Origin of the sequence: Flammeovirga sp. SJP92, assembly GCF_001583495.1 — a bacterium.
Lineage (GTDB): Bacteria > Bacteroidota > Bacteroidia > Cytophagales > Flammeovirgaceae > Flammeovirga.
The window spans coordinates 233,803-251,425 of sequence record NZ_LQAQ01000015.1 but is presented as its reverse complement, the minus strand read 5'-3'; the positions used below and the strand labels follow the sequence as shown (position 1 = coordinate 251,425).

14 protein-coding genes are annotated in these 17,623 nt (G+C 35.3%); 6 read left to right on the top strand and 8 right to left on the bottom strand.

Translation table 11 applies throughout. The features are described from left to right. Positions 1-126: 126 nt before the first annotated feature. The 8 genes from AVL50_RS02380 to hisF form a co-directional block, all read right to left on the bottom strand. Complete coding sequence (locus AVL50_RS02380; RefSeq protein ID WP_253764245.1) at positions 127-1,182, bottom strand: lysylphosphatidylglycerol synthase transmembrane domain-containing protein; 1,056 nt, start codon at positions 1,180-1,182, stop codon at positions 127-129. 163 nt (positions 1,183-1,345) lie between these two features. After that, positions 1,346-3,295 carry an ATP-binding protein gene (locus AVL50_RS02375; protein ID WP_062614875.1) on the bottom strand — a complete coding sequence of 650 codons (1,950 nt, stop codon included), beginning with the start codon at positions 3,293-3,295 and terminating at the stop codon, positions 1,346-1,348. Positions 3,296-3,338: 43 nt separating this feature from the next. Next, a complete protein-coding gene (locus tag AVL50_RS02370) occupies positions 3,339-4,997 on the bottom strand; it encodes a S41 family peptidase (protein WP_062614874.1) in 1,659 nt (552 codons plus the stop codon). Positions 4,998-5,024: 27 nt separating this feature from the next. Next, a complete protein-coding gene (locus AVL50_RS02365) occupies positions 5,025-5,333 on the bottom strand; it encodes an iron-sulfur cluster assembly accessory protein (RefSeq protein ID WP_062614873.1) in 309 nt (102 codons plus the stop codon). Positions 5,334-5,556: 223 nt separating this feature from the next. Continuing rightward, the gene (gene rfaE2, locus AVL50_RS02360) at positions 5,557-6,042 is read right to left on the bottom strand and encodes a D-glycero-beta-D-manno-heptose 1-phosphate adenylyltransferase (RefSeq protein ID WP_062614872.1); all 486 of its coding nucleotides are present in this window, start codon (positions 6,040-6,042) and stop codon (positions 5,557-5,559) included. Continuing rightward, positions 6,032-7,048 carry a lysylphosphatidylglycerol synthase transmembrane domain-containing protein gene (locus AVL50_RS02355; RefSeq protein ID WP_062614871.1) on the bottom strand — a complete coding sequence of 339 codons (1,017 nt, stop codon included), beginning with the start codon at positions 7,046-7,048 and terminating at the stop codon, positions 6,032-6,034. Before AVL50_RS02355 ends, rfaE2 begins: the two co-directional genes overlap by 11 nt. Positions 7,049-7,143: 95 nt before the next feature. Continuing rightward, entirely contained in the window at positions 7,144-7,494 is a 351-nt protein-coding gene (panD, locus tag AVL50_RS02350; RefSeq protein WP_062614870.1) for an aspartate 1-decarboxylase, read from the bottom strand. Between the two features lie 384 nt (positions 7,495-7,878). Beyond that, complete coding sequence (gene hisF, locus AVL50_RS02345) at positions 7,879-8,634, bottom strand: imidazole glycerol phosphate synthase subunit HisF (RefSeq protein WP_062614869.1); 756 nt, start codon at positions 8,632-8,634, stop codon at positions 7,879-7,881. A gap of 172 nt (positions 8,635-8,806) precedes the next feature. Here hisF and carB point away from each other — a divergent pair, with 172 nt between their 5' ends. The 6 genes from carB (at position 8,807) to holA (ending at position 17,603) form a co-directional block, all read left to right on the top strand. Beyond that, on the top strand, positions 8,807-11,623 hold the full coding sequence (carB, locus tag AVL50_RS02340; RefSeq protein WP_062614868.1) for a carbamoyl-phosphate synthase large subunit: 2,817 nt from the start codon (positions 8,807-8,809) through the stop codon (positions 11,621-11,623). Positions 11,624-11,728: 105 nt separating this feature from the next. Continuing rightward, positions 11,729-12,184 carry a dCMP deaminase family protein gene (locus tag AVL50_RS02335; RefSeq protein ID WP_062614867.1) on the top strand — a complete coding sequence of 152 codons (456 nt, stop codon included), beginning with the start codon at positions 11,729-11,731 and terminating at the stop codon, positions 12,182-12,184. Between the two features lie 206 nt (positions 12,185-12,390). Then, positions 12,391-13,425: a cytochrome c oxidase subunit II gene (locus AVL50_RS02330; RefSeq protein WP_062614866.1), complete on the top strand. Its 1,035-nt coding sequence runs from the start codon at positions 12,391-12,393 to the stop codon at positions 13,423-13,425. A gap of 41 nt (positions 13,426-13,466) precedes the next feature. Then, on the top strand, positions 13,467-15,359 hold the full coding sequence (locus AVL50_RS02325) for a cbb3-type cytochrome c oxidase subunit I (protein WP_062614865.1): 1,893 nt from the start codon (positions 13,467-13,469) through the stop codon (positions 15,357-15,359). A gap of 139 nt (positions 15,360-15,498) precedes the next feature. Then, complete coding sequence (locus AVL50_RS02320) at positions 15,499-16,482, top strand: hypothetical protein (RefSeq protein WP_062614864.1); 984 nt, start codon at positions 15,499-15,501, stop codon at positions 16,480-16,482. A gap of 98 nt (positions 16,483-16,580) precedes the next feature. Further along, positions 16,581-17,603, top strand: coding sequence for a DNA polymerase III subunit delta (holA, locus tag AVL50_RS02315; protein WP_062614863.1), 1,023 nt, complete (start codon positions 16,581-16,583; stop codon positions 17,601-17,603). The last annotated feature ends 20 nt before the right edge of the window (positions 17,604-17,623 follow it).

The window sequence follows — 17,623 nt, the reverse complement described above, 5'->3', positions numbered from 1 at the left end:
AGCAGAAGCTATTTCCTGTTAGACCTAATTTTTTTATCATAATCATTAAATGAAAAGTGGAACCGGTTTTCGGTTCCACTTTTTAGTTTAGAGCAGTGATACCTCACTGTATTACATTCATTTATATTAAAATCTCTTTGTGATCCATCTTGGTAGTACTATGGCTCCTATTCCTAAATAGGCATAATAAGTAAATAACCTCCAGAAAAGAGCAACTATTAGAACAATACCGCCATCATTGAAGAATTCTTTAAAAAATTCTCCAAAGAAAAATTCTGCCGTCCCTGCACTACCTGGAGTAGGTGAAATCAGCATGACAATCCACATAATTACCTGTCTACCGAAAATCAAACACTGATCTAAGAAATCTTGATGACTTAATCCAATAAGGTCGATATGTAAGAAGGCGTTGATGAGGCAATTCAACATAGCATATCTAGCAGACCAGATGAATATTGTCGAAAAAATTACTTTAACCCAATAGCTTAAAGGATGTCCTCTAAGTTCCCTAGAGGCAACAATCATTTCGTTACCACTTTTTACAGCTCCTCGTCTCCATCTTTTTGTAAATCGAGTGGAAGTAATTTTCCATAGGAATTTTTTGAAAGATTTAGGGCCAATGAATAACCCCCAAGCCATGAAAAGTGTGTATAGAGTAATCAAGGATACACTGACAACAAAGATTTGTTTTAAACCTAAAGTAAAGCCAAGAATCTCTGTAGTATAATTATTTACAGGGAAAATACTTCCTGGAAAAAGAGCAATGACTAATAATGAGGCAAATACAAAAAATAAATTGTCTAGAATGGCTGTAAGCATTACAAAACTCAACGCTTTACCAAATGGAATTTTTTCTTTATTCATGATGAATACAGCAACCGTTGTGCCTCCAACTACTGAAGGAGTTACCGCTGATGCAAATTCCCATAACATGATTACAAAGAAACTTGAATTCCAATTTAATTTATTGTCAGTTAATGCTCGTATTCTTGACATGTACCCAAAATCTCTCGCAAATAAGACGATAAAGGAGGCGATCACCCACCATATATCCATTTGTGAAAGATTATTTTTAATGACATCTGCATTTATGTTGTCATCTGTCAATATCATATAAAATAAAACCCCTAGACCTACCAAAATAGGTAGTACAATCCTAGTTGGACTAAGATTTTTTAGCATTTTTTGCTGTTGGGTATCCATAGTGTTTGTTTCTCCTTTTGCTCTTTTAAAAAATCAACGTCTCGATGACTCAATCGCATATACACATTTACTTGGCGAAGTCAACACACAAAAATACCCTTAAATCTTAGAATCACTTATGATGTAACCTTTTTTTAATCTTTTAGTAAGATTTTTTTTCAATTAGGGTGAGCAATTTAGAAAGAAGTGTTTCGGGGTCAAAAGGTTTTGAGGCAAATCCATTAAAACCTTTCCGTTCAATTTCAGTAATATTTTCGCTTGCCACATCTGCACTCAATGCCACTATAGGAAGGTTTTGGTAATAATCGTCTCTTTTTTCTCTTATGATTTTAGTGGCTTCATACCCATTCATGACGGGCATTTGCAAATCCATCAGAATGATATCAATACTTTTCTCTTCGTCGTGAAGTTTAATAATAGCATCTTCCCCATTTTTGGCGGTAATATATTCCGCTTCCCATCTATTCAAAAACTCAGATGCAATAAGAATGTTGAACTCGTTGTCATCCACCAACAAAACTTTCTTTCCTTTTAAATTGCCATCTACAATTTGGAAGTTATCCTTTTTCTTGTCTGATTCTTGATTTTCGGCAATAGTGAAAGGGAGACTAACTTTAAAAGTACTGCCTATTCCTTCTGTACTTTCTAAAAGTAACTGTCCATCTAGTAAGTCAACGAGTTTCTTGGTGATATTTAATCCTAATCCTGTACCTCCAAACTTTCTTGTTGTACTTGTGTCCGCTTGCGTAAAGGCTTCAAAGATAGAATCAATGCGATCTTGAGAAATGCCAATACCTGAATCTTTGATAATAAATTGATAAACAACTGATTTTTCATCTTGATAAGTACAAACAACATCAAAAGATACTGCACCTTCTTCAGTAAATTTAATGGCATTGGAAATTAAATTCAACAAGATTTGTGACAGTCGCGTAGGGTCTCCCATTACAAAATTTTTGGGCAGAGAAGTAGTCTTTAACTCATATCCAATATTTTTATTTTCAGCTTGAAGTGCATACATCATAAACAAGTGTTCCATCGTGTCAGCCATTGAAAAACGAATCTTTTCAAGACTTACTTTATTGGCTTCAAGTTTATTGAAATCTAAAATCTCATTGATTAGACGCAGTAAATTGTCAGCAGCAAATCGCATCATTTCTAGTTTTTTAGATTGATACGGATTAAGTTGTGTATCAATTAAAAGGTTGATAGAGCCAATAATAGAGTTCATAGGAGTTCTGATTTCATGGCTCATTGTCGAGAGAAACTCCATTTTTTGTTGTGCTGACTTTTCTGCTTTTTCCTTTTCCTCCTTAAGCTTGTTTTCTATATTTTTTCGTGTGGAAATATCAATAGCGTAAACATAAACTACATTTTGCTCAGGTAAAGGTTTTATAGTTATAGAATAAGGAGTATCTAGAATAATTTGTTCATATTCTTTTGTTTGATATGCTGAAAGGCATTCTTTAAACATATCAGCATAGACCCATTTTAATTCTTCAAAGTGTGTTTGAATTTTCTTTGCAGAATGATTTAGGAAAAGAATATTAGCTTCTTTGTCAAAACGTAAAGTAGGATAGGGGCTTTGAATATTATGTTTTGACGTAGAAAAGGTTTGTAACCTTTCCAGTTTCAGTGTATTGATCAAACATTTTGAAAGAAGATCAATTGTAGAATTCAATCCATAGATACTGTCAAAACCAAAATTAGTTTTCTGAGATTGGATGACCATAATGCCCTGATCCCCAATTTTTGAAATATAAAACGACTTGTCCCCTTTTTCAAACACATGATTTGATTGATCCAGACTTAAAAAGTTTTCAATAAAATAGACATGTGGGGGATAGTAGTTGTGATTTGTGTACGTGTACGCTAACCCAAAATTTTGAATAAAAGGAGGGTTGAGAGTTACATGATGTTCTTCTTTCTTGAAAAATAAAGAGACATTGAATTGATTTAATATCGTAGAATAAGCATCAAAGAACAAATCAAGACTTTCTTTGAAGTTTTGTCCCTCTCCAATTTTCGAGGCGAGAAACAAACTAGTCTGAGCATCTTGATTGGATAGTAATTTGATTTGTTTTAGCTTCATAAGGATAATAAGAGTAGTTAATTGGGTACTGAATTGACTACTTTCAACCTTTAACCTTTAGGTCCTTAGCTTCTGTAGCAACTCCTTGCTGAATGATCTTTTTAGCTTCTTTTACCATAGGGTCTTTGGTGTTCAATACCTGATAATACCCTTCATCTCCCCAAAGTGCTCTTGCAATAGTAACTTTGATTCTATGAACTAATTCCTCGTCAATAAGATCAGGATTATGATGTTTTGATTTTCTGAAAACACCATTTATCTCTGAGAACTTTTCAAGTTGAGAAATTATTGAAGTGTCACTTTCAAAATTAGTAATGAAATGTGCCAAACCATGTTCTTGAAGATTGATGTAATGATCATTGGCATAGTTCAACGCAAAATCTCTTAGCAAATCAGTATGCTCTAAGGTATAATAATAGATGCCTAAAGATGTTGTATCTAAAGGTACAAAGTTGTCGGGAATAATTCCACCACCGCCGTAAACAATTCTGTTGTTGTCGGTCTTGAATTGCGGCATTTCTTCTAGTTTTATACTGTCTTTGAAGAAAAGTTCACCGCTTTCATACCTTTCATTAATATCATTGTTGTAAGATATACCATCTCCATAAGGTTTTTGGATGCTTCTACCGCTTGGAGTGAAGTACCTTGATATCGTTAACCTCAATAGAGAATTGTCTTTCAAACGAATTTGTCTTTGTACTAACCCTTTACCATAGGTTCTTCTTCCTACTACTACTGCTCTGTCGTGATCTTGTAGTGCACCAGTTACAATTTCAGAAGCAGAGGCACTTCTTTCATTGACGAGCACAACAATTGGTCCTGTAAAATCAGCAGGTCTTATACTGTATTCTTTCTCACTGAATTCATTGCCTTTGCCTTCCGTGTAGACAATCAAGTCATCTTTCGGCAGTAAGTCATCGGCAATTTTTACAGCTTGTCCTAAGAATCCTCCTCCATTATCTCTTAAATCAAGCACTAGGTTTTTCATGCCATCTGATTTGAGATTTAAAAGAGCATTGTGGAATTCATCATATGTTTTAGTGGCAAAACGAGTAATTTTGATATAGCCTGTAGCTTCATCAATCATGTAACTTGATTCCACAGATGGGGTAGGGACTTTATCTCTTGTAATTGAAAAAGAGAGTAAATCAGGTTGGCTACGTCTTTTAATACCTACTTCTACTTTAGTTCCTTTTTTTCCTCTAAGTTTTTTGACGATTTGAGAGTTGGAAAAATTCTGGCCTGCAATTGTATCACCATTAACGGTAATGATTTTATCGCCAGCTCTTATTCCAGTTTCAATAGAGGGGCCACCTGGCATTAATGAAACTACTTTTAAAGTGTCATCAATAACTCTGAATTCAATACCTACACCTTCAAAACCATCATCAAGCCTTGAAGCCATGATATCTGCTTCTGCAGGTGGAACATATACAGTATGTGGATCAAGATCCTCTAAAATGTGATCAATTGCTTTTTGGGTAAGCTGATCTACATTCACACTGTCAACATAATATTTGTCGACATAATTAAGTAGACGTTCAAATTTGGAAGCATTGGAATCAACTGCCATACGTTTATCATCAACACTCGGACCTCTGAGGTGTGTTCCAATAATTACACCTAGCCCAATAGATAGACCTACTATTAAAGGTATCCAAGCTTTAACGCCGTATTCTTTTGTTGATTTTTCTTCTGTCATTCCGGTTTAAACATCTGTAAAAAAAAGTTACTGAGCGTTTTTCTTATTGAAAACAAAACCTCTCTCATCTCTACGGTCTTCAAAGTCTACTTCAAGGTCAATTAAAAACATCATTTGACGCTTTTCTATGACAACAGAAATACCCTTGGTAGTGTAAGACATATCAGTTTCTTTTTCTTTATCAAATCCTAAAGTAAAAGTAGCGCCGCCACATCCGCCTCCGCCTTTTACTCCAATTCTTAGAAAGTAGCCCTCAGGAACTTTTTTCTGGGTTAATATATTTTTTATTTCTTCTGCCGCACGATCAGTGATGGTGATCGGATTTTCAATAATCATACTTCTACTAATAATTTATGGACTTGTGAGATGAAATGCAAGGTAATAGACATCAAATTCAATGGAATAGTATTGAAATCTCTTAAAATCTTGATTGCACACAACTATATATATGTTGTGTTACTTTTCATGAAGATTTAATTGGATGTGTCTTATTTTGGTAAGGGTGTGGGATTTATAATTGTACTAAATAATACAATTCTTCATCAGAAATGATTTAGTATTATAATCCAACTTTCCGAATTTTATCAATAATGGAAGTAGTAGAAAAACCTTCAACTAAGGTAATGGTTTTTACTTCGCCGCCATTAGCCATTACTTCTTTGGCTCCAACAATATTATCAATGGTATAATCAGCACCTTTCACTAAAACGTCTGGCATTAAATCGTTGATAAGGTGAATTGGAGTGTCATCGCTAAATAAAACGACCATGTCGATGAATTCAAAAGCTGCTAACAAACGCGCTCTAGCATATTCATTATTAATAGGGCGTTCTTCTCCTTTTAGCTTTTTAACTGAGCTGTCAGTATTTAACCCTAAAATCATTTTAGTACCTTGAGCTCTTGCTTGCTCCAGGTAGTCAACATGACCAAGGTGCACGATGTCGAAACAACCATTGGTGAAAACTACTTTCTCGTTGTTGTTTTTCCATTCCGTTCTTATTTCTATTCCTTTCTGAAGGTCTACTATTTTATGTTTAGATTCCATTTTGTTGCGTTTGTTCGATAGGTTCAGGAGACTTCTTTAAGTTGGCAATCAATGTGCTGACCCCTCCAATTGTAAGTACTGAGATAGTCTGAGAGGTATGCATTAATAATGCAAAAGCAATAGCGTCTGGTTCAGCGACACCATAAATCAGAAGGGTTTGAGTAGCAAAAAAATGGTAAGATCCAGTGCCACCGGGCGTTGGTAAAACCATTCCTAATCCTCCCATCATCATCATTACAAAGCCTACTACTGGAGATAACATTGAAGTGCCTTCAATTGCGAAGAATAGGATATAGCACATATAAAAATAAGTGATCCAAATTAACGCAGTGTAAAGGAAATAAGTTGCTAAATCTTTACTGCGAAGTTTGAAAACACCTGCCATACCTTCCAATATTCCTTGAATAAAACTATAGAATTTTCGGAATAAAGGAGTTTTGAAAAGTCTTTTACGTATTTTGAATAAGATACCCAAAATGAATATTCCAATTATGCCGACAATCGCCAAAAGCATGAACTTGCCTTTTAGAGCGTCTTCATTTTGAGTGAAATGGGGCATAATCATATTGTGCAATTTTTCAAATTGACTGAAAAATGCAATGGAAAAAAGGATGATGAAAATAACAAGATCAATGGCTCTTTCTGCTACAACAGCACCAAATGAAGTTTTAGCAGGGATCTTTGTTAGTTTTTGAAGTATTCCGCATCTGAAAAACTCGCCAAACCTTGGGATGATCACATTTCCAGCATAACCGGTCATTGTGGCCATAAAAAGATTGGGCCCTGAAGCTTTGTAATTGAGAGGTTTTAGCATCAACCCCCATCGAAGGCCTCTAATGTAATGACTGGTTAATGAAATTAATATGGAAGTGAATAAAATTCCCCAGTTTAAGTCTTCAAATGAAGTGGCTACTTCTTGTATGTTTTGCTCTTTTAATACGTACCAAAGTAAAAGTCCAGCTAGTACAAATGAGAAAACATACTTAAGAATTTCTTGTATTTTCATAAAGTCCTCTGTTTACGAGGGTATCCAAAAAAAACGAGCCAACCCAAAAGATTTTTTACAATTGAGTTGGCATAGTTATCTATTATCTTTAAAAATTAATCTTCCAATTTATTGTCGTCATTTGGGAAGACAAGTTTTGGACGATATTCGGTTGCTTTTTTCTGTTTCATATAAGCATAAGAGATGATGATAAGAATATCACCTACTTGTACTTTTCTAGCAGCAGCGCCGTTCAAGCAGATTGTACCACTACCTCTTTCACCAGTGATAACATAAGTTTCAAATCTTTCTCCGTTATTATTGTTTACGATTTGAACTTTTTCGCCTTCAATAATATTTGCAGCGTCCATAAGATCCTGGTCTACAGTAATACTGCCCACGTAGTTTAATTCTGCCTGCGTAACCTTTACTCTGTGTATCTTTGACTTTAAAACTTCTATATACATAGCTGTATTTTAAATCTTTTATCTTTTGCTAATGACATACAAAAAGCTTTTACAAATATCTTTAAGAATAGAAGAATATACAAATTATTAGAAGCTTGATATTCAGTTTATTAAAATGTTATCTGTTGTGCTTTTATTAAATATGCGTGCAAAAATAAGATTATTTTAGAGAACGAACAATAATATTAAGTATCCTTACAAAAGATTTAATGACTGCTCGTTCATTAATTTATATGTGATATATATGTATAAAGTGCTAGAGTATAGGCACTCATGTCCATGAATTCTAATTTATTCATTATTATATGATAACATTTCTATAGAAGAAAACTTTACAATTTTTTAGATGAAATCACATAACAATATACTCTAGTACTTTTGATATTATAATCTGATTTCAACGCCCTCTTCTCTTAAATGAGATTTTAAATGAGGAATTCCAATTTCTTTGAAGTGGAAAATACTTGCAGCTAAAGCAGCGTCAGCGGCATCTTGTTGAAATAAGTCGATAAAGTGAGATTCTGCACCTGCTCCCCCTGAAGCAATGACAGGAATATTTAATGACTGGGAAATTTCTTTCGTTAGTTCAATGGCAAAACCATTTTTGGTGCCGTCATGATCCATTGATGTTAACAGGATCTCTCCAGCTCCTCTTTCTTGGCATTCATGAACCCAAGGGATAGTTCTTAATTCTGTTGGAGTACGTCCACCTCTCACGTGAACAATATGTTCGCCTTCCACATATCTTGTGTCAACGGCAACAACAACGCATTGACTGCCAAATTCATCAGATAACTCATTGATCAATTCTGGTCTTTTTACAGCTGAAGAGTTGATAGAAACTTTGTCCGCACCAGCATTCAATAAAGCAGAAACATCTTCAATACTTGAGATGCCACCACCTACAGTAAATGGTATATTAATCTGAGAAGCAACTCTTTGCACAAGTTCAATTAATGTTTTTCTTTTTTCTACAGTAGCTGTAATATCAAGAAATACTAATTCATCGGCTCCCTCGTTGCTGTAGATTTTAGCGAGTTCTACAGGGTCTCCGGCATCTCTTAATTCTACAAAGTTGACACCTTTTACAGTCTTGCCATCTTTGATGTCCAAGCAAGGAATTATTCGTTTTGTTAGCATATAGGCGATTTTTAGAAAAAGTACAAAGATAGATGAAGAATTTGTTAAATCTGAGTAAAAACAACTTTAATTTTTTAATCGAATAATATTGTTATTTTAATAGGGATTTTAAAGTTTTCTATATTAGTTTTGCATCCCGAGTGTTAAGTCATGTTTTAAACGAGATAGCAAAATGCCTAGAAAGAAGCACATTAAGTCGGTACTTATCATCGGAAGTGGTCCAATTATTATCGGACAAGCTTGTGAGTTTGATTACTCAGGAACCCAAGCAGCACGTTCACTAAGAGAAGAGGGTATCGAAGTTACTCTGATCAACTCTAATCCTGCAACTATTATGACGGATCCGGTTACTGCGGATAACGTCTATCTCCTTCCTTTAGAGAAAAAATCTCTAATCACAATTCTTGAAAAGCATGATATTGATGCGGTACTACCTACAATGGGTGGTCAGACTGCATTGAACCTAGCGATTGATGCTCAAGAAGCAGGGATCTGGGAGGACTTTGGTGTAGAGATTATCGGTGTTGATATTGATGCGATCAATACGACAGAAGATAGAGAGCTGTTTAGACAAAAAATGCTTGAGCTAGGCGTAGGTGTATGTAAAGGACGTACAGCTAAATCTTTCCTTCAAGGTAAAGAGATTGCTCAAGAAATTGGATTCCCATTAGTAATTAGACCATCATTTACTTTGGGTGGTACTGGTGGTGGTTTTGTAAACACGCCAGACGAGTTCGAAAAAGCATTATCAAGAGGATTGGAAATGTCTCCAGTTCATGAGGTGTTGATCGAACAATCTATCTTAGGATGGAAAGAATACGAATTGGAGTTATTGAGAGATGATTTAGGAAACGTAATTATCATCTGTTCAATTGAGAACTTTGACCCAATGGGTGTTCACACTGGTGACTCTATCACAGTGGCACCTGCACAAACATTACCAGATACTGTATACCAAAGAATGAGAGATCTTGCGATCAAGATGATGAATGGTATCGGTATGTTCGCTGGTGGATGTAACGTTCAGTTCTCTGTATCTCCTGATGATAGTGAAATTATTGGTATCGAGATCAACCCTCGTGTATCAAGATCGTCAGCGTTAGCCTCTAAAGCTACTGGTTATCCAATCGCTAAGATTGCAGCCAAATTAGCTATTGGTTATAACTTAGATGAATTGAAAAACCCAATTACAGGTACTACTTCAGCGTTCTTTGAGCCTGCATTAGACTATGTAATTGTAAAAATCCCTCGTTGGAACTTTGATAAATTCAAAGGTGCAGATACTAAACTTGGTTTACAGATGAAAGCTGTAGGTGAGGTAATGGGTATCGGACGTACATTCCAAGAGGCTATACAAAAAGCTTGTCAATCATTAGAAATCAAACGTAACGGTATTGGTGCTGATGGTAAAGAGATTACGAAGCAGGATGAAATTCTTGACAAATTAGAAAATCCTTCATGGGATCGATTGTTTAGAATTTGGGATGCCATGAAATTGGGTATCGCTATGAGGACTGTTCGTAACCTTACAAAAATCGACAAGTGGTTCTTACGTCAAATCTTAGACTTAGTATTAGTTGAAAAGAAAATCAGCGAGCAAACGATTGATACAATTTCTTTTGAATTAATGCGTGAAGCAAAAGAAAAAGGTTTCGGTGACCGTCAAATTGCACACATCTTAGGATGTCTTGAGTCTGAAGTATTCGAGAAGCGTTACAATGAGATGGATATCAAACGTCAGTGGAAACTGGTAGATACTTGTGCAGCTGAGTTTGAAGCAAAGACTCCTTATTTCTACTCTACATTTGACAGCCAAAATGAATCGAAACCTTCTAAGAAGAAGAAAGTAGTTGTATTAGGTGCTGGTCCTAACCGTATCGGTCAAGGTATTGAGTTTGATTACTGCTGTGTTCACGGTGTCTTAGCAGCAAAAGAAGCTGGATACGAAACAATCATGATCAACTGTAACCCTGAAACGGTTTCTACTGACCCTGATATTGCAGATAAATTATACTTCGAACCTGTATTCTGGGAGCATATTTACGAAATCATCTTACACGAGAAGCCAGTAGGCGTAATTGTACAGTTAGGTGGTCAGACTGCTCTTAAAATTGCTGAGAAATTAACGAAATATGGCGTTAAGATCTTAGGTACAAGTTATGAGGCACTTGATTTAGCAGAGGATAGAGGTAGCTTCTCAACATTGTTGAAGGATAACAATATTCCTTACCCTAAATTCGATGTGATTGAAACTGCTGATGAAGCATTAGAGAAATCTGAAGATTTAGGATTCCCTCTTCTAGTAAGACCTTCTTATGTATTAGGTGGTCAGAAAATGAAGATCGTGATCAACGAGGAAGAGTTAGAGCAACATGTTGTAGAAACGTTGCGTGATATTCCTGGTAATAAAGTTCTACTAGATCATTACTTGGACGGTGCAATTGAAGCAGAAGCAGATGCAATCTGTGACGGCGAAGATGTTTACATCGTTGGTATTATGCAGCATATCGAGCCTGCAGGTATCCACTCTGGTGACTCTTATGCAGTATTACCTCCATATAACTTAGGTGATATGGTGATCGAGCAAATCGAAGAATACACGAAGAAGATTGCAGTGGCCTTGAAAACAAAAGGTCTATTGAATATTCAGTTTGCAATCAAAGATGATAAAGTTTACATCATTGAGGCAAACCCTCGTGCATCTCGTACTGTGCCATTTATCTGTAAAGCATACCAAGAGCCATATGTGAATTATGCTACTAAGGTAATGCTTGGTGATAAGAAGGTAAAAGACTTCGATTTCAAACCAGTGAAGAAAGGATATGCTATTAAGATTCCTGTATTCTCATTCAATAAGTTCCCTAACGTAGATAAGCAGTTAGGACCTGAAATGAAATCTACAGGTGAAGCAATCTACTTCATTGACAACTTGAAAGATGATTACTTCTTAGATATTTACTCAAGAAGAAATCAATACTTAAGTAGATAATTCGGATAAATTCCGTAACTATATAAAGCTCTGTATTACGGTACAGGGCTTTTTTTATTTTTTTGAAACAATTAATTATAACAGTAAAATAATATTATGAGCAGTATGGAAAGAGCACAAGAGTTTGATTTAGCTTTTATGAGATGTGCAGAGTCAATTGCTGAATTAAGCAGATGTACGCGATTGAAAGTTGGGGCAATCATTGTGAAGGATGGAAATATTATCTCAATGGGGTACAACGGTACACCAAAAGGTTTTGACAATTGTTGTGAGGTTGAGGTGAATAAGTGGAATGAAGAGTTGCAAGAGGAAGAGACTGTTTTAGCAACAAAAGAAGAAGTGTTGCATGCAGAAGCAAATGCGATTACTAAAGCGGCAAAGTCTACTTATTCAACAGATGGAGCATCATTATACTGTACAGATAGTTGTTGCTTTGGATGTGCAAAACTAATTGTTCAGGCAGGTATCTCTTCTTTCTTCTATAAGAGAGCATATAGGGATCAATCTGGGCTTGATTTGTTACGTAAAGCAGGTATAAAGGTTACGCAAGTCACCTACTAAAGTGTAATTGTATCTTACTGTAAATCAATCTATTCATATAAAATATCGAATTTAGTCATCAAAAAAGTATGATATATATCATCAATGTAAAAATACTTTAATATATTTGATGGAATTTTATGCGAACTTATTTTTCTCAATAGAGAACTAAGACGATAAATTGTCACAATAAAGTATATCACGAACTTACACACTATCAGAAAGGTATGACAACGGCTTTACTTTTTGCCACGGGAGCGATTTTAATCATAGCAGTACTTGCTTTGGTTTATCGTATCATTACTCTTGTAGGAATCGCTAAGGGCGACCAGAAGAAGACGAAGGTTACGACAAGTAACAAGATTAATGCAGCATTATTTCCAATTGTTTTGATTGTTGGATCAGGTTTAATTATGTGGTCTTTTAATGATGCAAAACAATTTTTCTTACCAGAAGCTGCATCGATTCATGGTAAAGAGACTGACCATTTATTTTGGATAACAATGGGTATTGTGTTCACAGCTTTTGCTTTGACTCACTTATTATTATTTACATTCCCATTCTTATTTCAGTTCTCAGAAAAGAGAAAAGCAGATTTTAACCCACACAATGACACATTAGAGATTGCATGGACAGCAGTTCCTGCAATTGTAATGGCAGTTCTTGTAATTTTTGGTTGGAGAGCATGGGCTGATATTACAGCACCTGCAACTGAAGATGCTATTCAAGTAGAATTAATGGGTAAGCAGTTTGCTTGGGAAATTCGTTATCCAGGTAAAGATTTAAAATTAGGTCGTTATGATGTTGCTAACATCGACAATACTAACTCTATGGGTGTGGATTATGATGATGTGAATGCCCAAGATGACTTTACTGCTAGAGAAATTTATCTTCCAGTAGGTAGAGAAATCGAATTAAAGATCAGAGCTATTGATGTTATTCACTCTGTATTCTTACCACACTTCCGTGTGAAAATGGATGCTGTACCAGGTATGCCTACTCGTTTCAAATTTACGCCAACAATTACTACGGCTGAAATGAGACAAAAAACAAACAATCCTAAGTTTAACTATGAGTTAGCTTGTACAGAGGTTTGTGGTTACGGTCACTTTGGTATGAGAAAGTTAGTGAAAGTTGTTACTCAAAAAGAATATGATGAGTGGTTGATGAAACAAAAACCTTGGTTAGAGAAGAATCCTGACTACTTATCACAATGGGAAGCAAAGAAAGCTAAAACAGCTTCAGTAGCTAAGTCTCACTAATCCTTTTCAATTTAGATTCAAACTCAAAAAAGATAAATAACATGTCAAGTGTAGCATTAGACGTAGAAAGCAAAGACGTTCACTCGCACGATGATCATGAGCACCATGGTAACTTTTGGACCAATTATGTGTTTTCATTCGATCATAAAGTTATTGCAAAGCAATATTTGATTTCTGGTATTTTCTGGGCAATCATTGGTGGCGGTTTATCATTATTATTCCGTATTCAATTAGGTTTTCCTGAAGCTAACCTAGAATGGTTAAGACCTTTATTAGGAGACTGGATTACTGAAAGCGGTAAAATGGATACTACTTTCTATCTAGCGGCAGTTACAATGCACGGTACTATTATGGTATTCTTTGTATTGACAGCCGGTTTGAGTGGTACCTTCTCCAATTTCTTGATTCCTTTACAAATTGGAGCAAGAGATATGGCTTCAGGTTTTATGAACATGCTTTCTTACTGGTTGTTCTTCTTAGCATCAGTAATCATGTTTGCTTCATTATTTGCTTCAACAGGTCCTGCGTCAGGTGGTTGGGTAATTTATCCTCCATTATCGGCATTACCTCAAGCGGTGTCAGGTTCAGGTATTGGTATGACATTATGGTTGGTATCAATGGTATTTTTCATTGCTTCTTCTTTATTAGGTTCGATCAACTATATTTCTACAGTGATCAACTTAAGAACAGCAGGTATGTCTTTCGCTAAAATGCCACTTACAATCTGGTCATTCTTTATCACAGCGATCATTGGTACTTTATCATTCCCTGTATTATTTGCAGCAGCATTATTATTAGTATTTGACCGTAGCTTTGGTACATCATTCTACTTGTCAGATATCTACATTCAAGGAGAATTATTAGAGCACTCAGGTGGTAGCCCTATCTTATTCCAGCACTTATTCTGGTTCTTAGGTCACCCAGAGGTATATATCGTATTATTACCAGCTTTAGGTTTAACTTCAGAGGTAATTTCTACGAACTCAAGAAAGCCAATCTTCGGTTACAGAGCGATGATCGGTTCAATGTTAGGTATTGCATTCCTTTCATTTATTGTATGGGCTCACCATATGTTCGTATCAGGTATGAACCCGTTCTTGGGAACAATCTTCATGTTCTTGACATTGATCATTGCGGTACCTTCAGCGGTAAAAGCCTTTAACTATATTACAACATTATTCAGAGGTAATATCATCTTTACGCCTGCAATGTTGTTCTCAATTGGTCTAGTTTCATTGTTTATCTCAGGTGGTGTTACAGGTATCATCCTTGGTAACTCAGCGTTGGATATTCAATTACACGATACTTACTTTGTAGTAGCCCACTTCCACTTAGTAATGGGTTCTGCAGCATTCTTTGGTATGATGGCTGGTGTTTATCACTGGTATCCAAAAATGTTTGGTAGAATGATGAACAGTGCAATGGGTTATGTTCACTTCTGGTTAACTTTCATCGGTGCTTACATGGTATTCTTCCCAATGCACTATATCGGTATTGCTGGTTTCCCAAGAAGATACTATTCATTCACAAACTTTGATGCATTCTCTACTTTCACAGATTTGAATACATTTATTTCAATTGCAGCAATCTTAACAGTAACTGCTCAATTCATCTTCGTATTCAACTTCTTCTGGAGTATGTTCAGAGGTAGATTGGCACCATTAAACCCTTGGAATGCAACTACTTTAGAGTGGACAACTCCAAGAAAACCAGGTCACGGCAACTGGCCAGGTGCTTTACCAGTAGTTTATCGTTGGCCTTATGATTATTCTAAGCCAGATGCTGATAAAGATGGTTTCACTGACTTTATTCCTCAAAATGTTCCGCTTTCAAAAACCGAACATTCTAATACTCCTGAGGAAAAAGTATTAGCTCAATTAGATGAGAAATTCGATCAATTAGGTGAAGAGAGAGAGAAGAATCCTTTCATTTAATCAACGAAATCTATTTATAGATATACTTTTATCAGAAAGTATCCGGGGTATAGACTTTATGTCTATACCCTTTTTTATTATTGAAAGGAATATGTAATTTGATTTTTTATATCTTGCATATAGAACAGCAAAACTCATTATGAAATTAAGAGAAACCCTATATTTTTTTCTGTTAGCTTTTTTTCTCCAAGCTTGTAATGATACCATTACAGATCCAAATTACCATTCTGGAACGTCGTATTATCCTATCGAAGAAGGATGGTATATTCATTATCAAGTGGATAATAAAGATTTGACTAATGAAGAAAATAGTACAACCTATCAGCTAAGAGAAATTATAGGTAAACCTTATGATGATGGTTTTGGAGGAGAGAATTACCCTCTTTACCGTTACAAGAGAGATAATGAGGATGTGGAATGGGAATTGGATTCTGTATGGTCGGTTGTTTATAGAAATAACCATCTTATAAGATATGAAAATGCAATACCTTTATTGAAACTGACCAACCCTTTAATAGAAGGCAGTAGATTTAATCAAAATACTTACAATGGCTTGGATGCAATTACGCCAAGCGGACAAGACTTAAGGTATGAGGTTGAAACTGTTGGTCGAGATTTTACTTTTGAAGATCAAGTATATATGAATACAGCTGTTGTATTAGAAGTAAATAATTCTAGTTTGATTACTAACTCAGAGGAAACACGCAGGGCAGTATATCAAAAAGATATTGGTCTAATACTAGTTGATCATAATAGTATTTCAAAGGTTTATTATGAATTTAATACCACACAGCCTTCATTAGCGGGTAATCCTTACTGTGGAGTGAACAGCAATAGACAGGTAATTGATCTGGATAATGGTGATAGGGTAGACAATCCATTTTTTGAATTAGATAATTGTGAAACTAATCCCATCTTTGGAGTAGATGATGATAGTGTTAATCGATGGATCACGAAGTGGGAAAGTTCAGCAAATTCTCCTATTGTTGAAGCTAGAGATGGGGATAATGGTACAAAGATTCTTCTCCTGATCAATCCTAATGAATTTAATGGTTACAGAGAACAAGGGTCAGCAATGACTCAAAAAATTATTGGATATGGAATAGATAAGACTGTTGACTAATATTCTTTTATGAATACCCCTTAATACTTTTTTCTTTTTGGAATACAAACTCTAAATTGCAGTCCAATTTTTTCTAAAACACGTACCATTCAAAATTTATGGCATTTACGGCAGATTCTATAATGACAGAAATGAAAGCTGGCAAGTTTTCACCTTTGTATTTTTTACAGGGGGATGAGCCTTTTTTTATTGATCAAATCACTGCTTACATTGAGAAAAATGCACTGACTGATGCCGAGAAAAGTTTTAATCAAACAATTTTGTATGGTAAAGACACTACACTGACACAGGTTTTAGAAAGTGCAAGAAGATTTCCAATGATGGCCATGCGTCAAGTAATCATTGTTAAAGAAGGGCAGGACTTACCGGATTTAGCTAGAAAAGCTAGCTTGGATATTTTAAATAAGTATGCTGAAAATCCAGTTCCTTCCACAGTGCTAGTCATCGCTTTAAAAAATAAAAAATTGGACGGGCGTACCCCTGTAAAGAAGACCATTGAGAAAAATGCTGTTTTTCTGGATGCAAAAAAAATGTATGATAATAAGGTTCCTGCATGGGTAAAACAATATTGCAGAACTGAGGGGTACAAAATCAAAGACCGTGCTGTGAATCTAATCACTGAATATATTGGGAATGATCTGGTTCGTATTACAAATGAACTGGAAAAACTTATGCTCAATTACAATAAAGAAGCTACCGAAATTACAGAAGCATTAATTGCAAAGCATATTGGAATCAGCAGGGAGTATAATGTTTTTGAATTACAAAATGCTTTAGGGACAAAAGATATATTGAAAGCGAACAGAATTGTAATGTATTTCAATGACAATCCTAAGAGTAATCCTTTTGTAGTGGTAGTAGGTACTTTATATGCATATTTTTCTAAGCTGTTAATGCTACATGAGAATTTTAGTAAAGGTGATCAAGAATTAGCTAAAATATTAAGCGTTAACCCTTATTTTATTAAAGATTATCGATTAGCGGTCAGTAATTTCTCTTATAATAAGGTTCTGCAAATTATAGAGCACCTCCAAGAAGCTGATTTAAAGGCAAAAGGAATAAGAGCGTCACTTTCTGATGACGAAAATCTTAAAGAACTGGTGTTTAAAATCCTTCATTAGGCAATTTTATATCATTTATC

Excerpts from the sequence above, each read along its gene's own strand:
- rfaE2 (WP_062614872.1), bottom strand. The coding sequence starts at position 6,042 with ATGGAATCTAAACATAAAATAGTAGACCTTCAGAAAGGAATAGAAATA.
- AVL50_RS02325 (WP_062614865.1), top strand. The coding sequence starts at position 13,467 with ATGTCAAGTGTAGCATTAGACGTAGAAAGCAAAGACGTTCACTCGCAC.
- panD (WP_062614870.1), bottom strand. The coding sequence starts at position 7,494 with ATGTATATAGAAGTTTTAAAGTCAAAGATACACAGAGTAAAGGTTACG.
- carB (WP_062614868.1), top strand. The coding sequence starts at position 8,807 with ATGCCTAGAAAGAAGCACATTAAGTCGGTACTTATCATCGGAAGTGGT.
- hisF (WP_062614869.1), bottom strand. The coding sequence starts at position 8,634 with ATGCTAACAAAACGAATAATTCCTTGCTTGGACATCAAAGATGGCAAG.
- AVL50_RS02365 (WP_062614873.1), bottom strand. The coding sequence starts at position 5,333 with ATGATTATTGAAAATCCGATCACCATCACTGATCGTGCGGCAGAAGAA.
- AVL50_RS02320 (WP_062614864.1), top strand. The coding sequence starts at position 15,499 with ATGAAATTAAGAGAAACCCTATATTTTTTTCTGTTAGCTTTTTTTCTC.
- AVL50_RS02370 (WP_062614874.1), bottom strand. The coding sequence starts at position 4,997 with ATGACAGAAGAAAAATCAACAAAAGAATACGGCGTTAAAGCTTGGATA.
- AVL50_RS02380 (WP_253764245.1), bottom strand. The coding sequence starts at position 1,182 with ATGCTAAAAAATCTTAGTCCAACTAGGATTGTACTACCTATTTTGGTA.
- holA (WP_062614863.1), top strand. The coding sequence starts at position 16,581 with ATGGCATTTACGGCAGATTCTATAATGACAGAAATGAAAGCTGGCAAG.
- AVL50_RS02355 (WP_062614871.1), bottom strand. The coding sequence starts at position 7,048 with ATGAAAATACAAGAAATTCTTAAGTATGTTTTCTCATTTGTACTAGCT.
- AVL50_RS02330 (WP_062614866.1), top strand. The coding sequence starts at position 12,391 with ATGACAACGGCTTTACTTTTTGCCACGGGAGCGATTTTAATCATAGCA.
- AVL50_RS02375 (WP_062614875.1), bottom strand. The coding sequence starts at position 3,295 with ATGAAGCTAAAACAAATCAAATTACTATCCAATCAAGATGCTCAGACT.
- AVL50_RS02335 (WP_062614867.1), top strand. The coding sequence starts at position 11,729 with ATGGAAAGAGCACAAGAGTTTGATTTAGCTTTTATGAGATGTGCAGAG.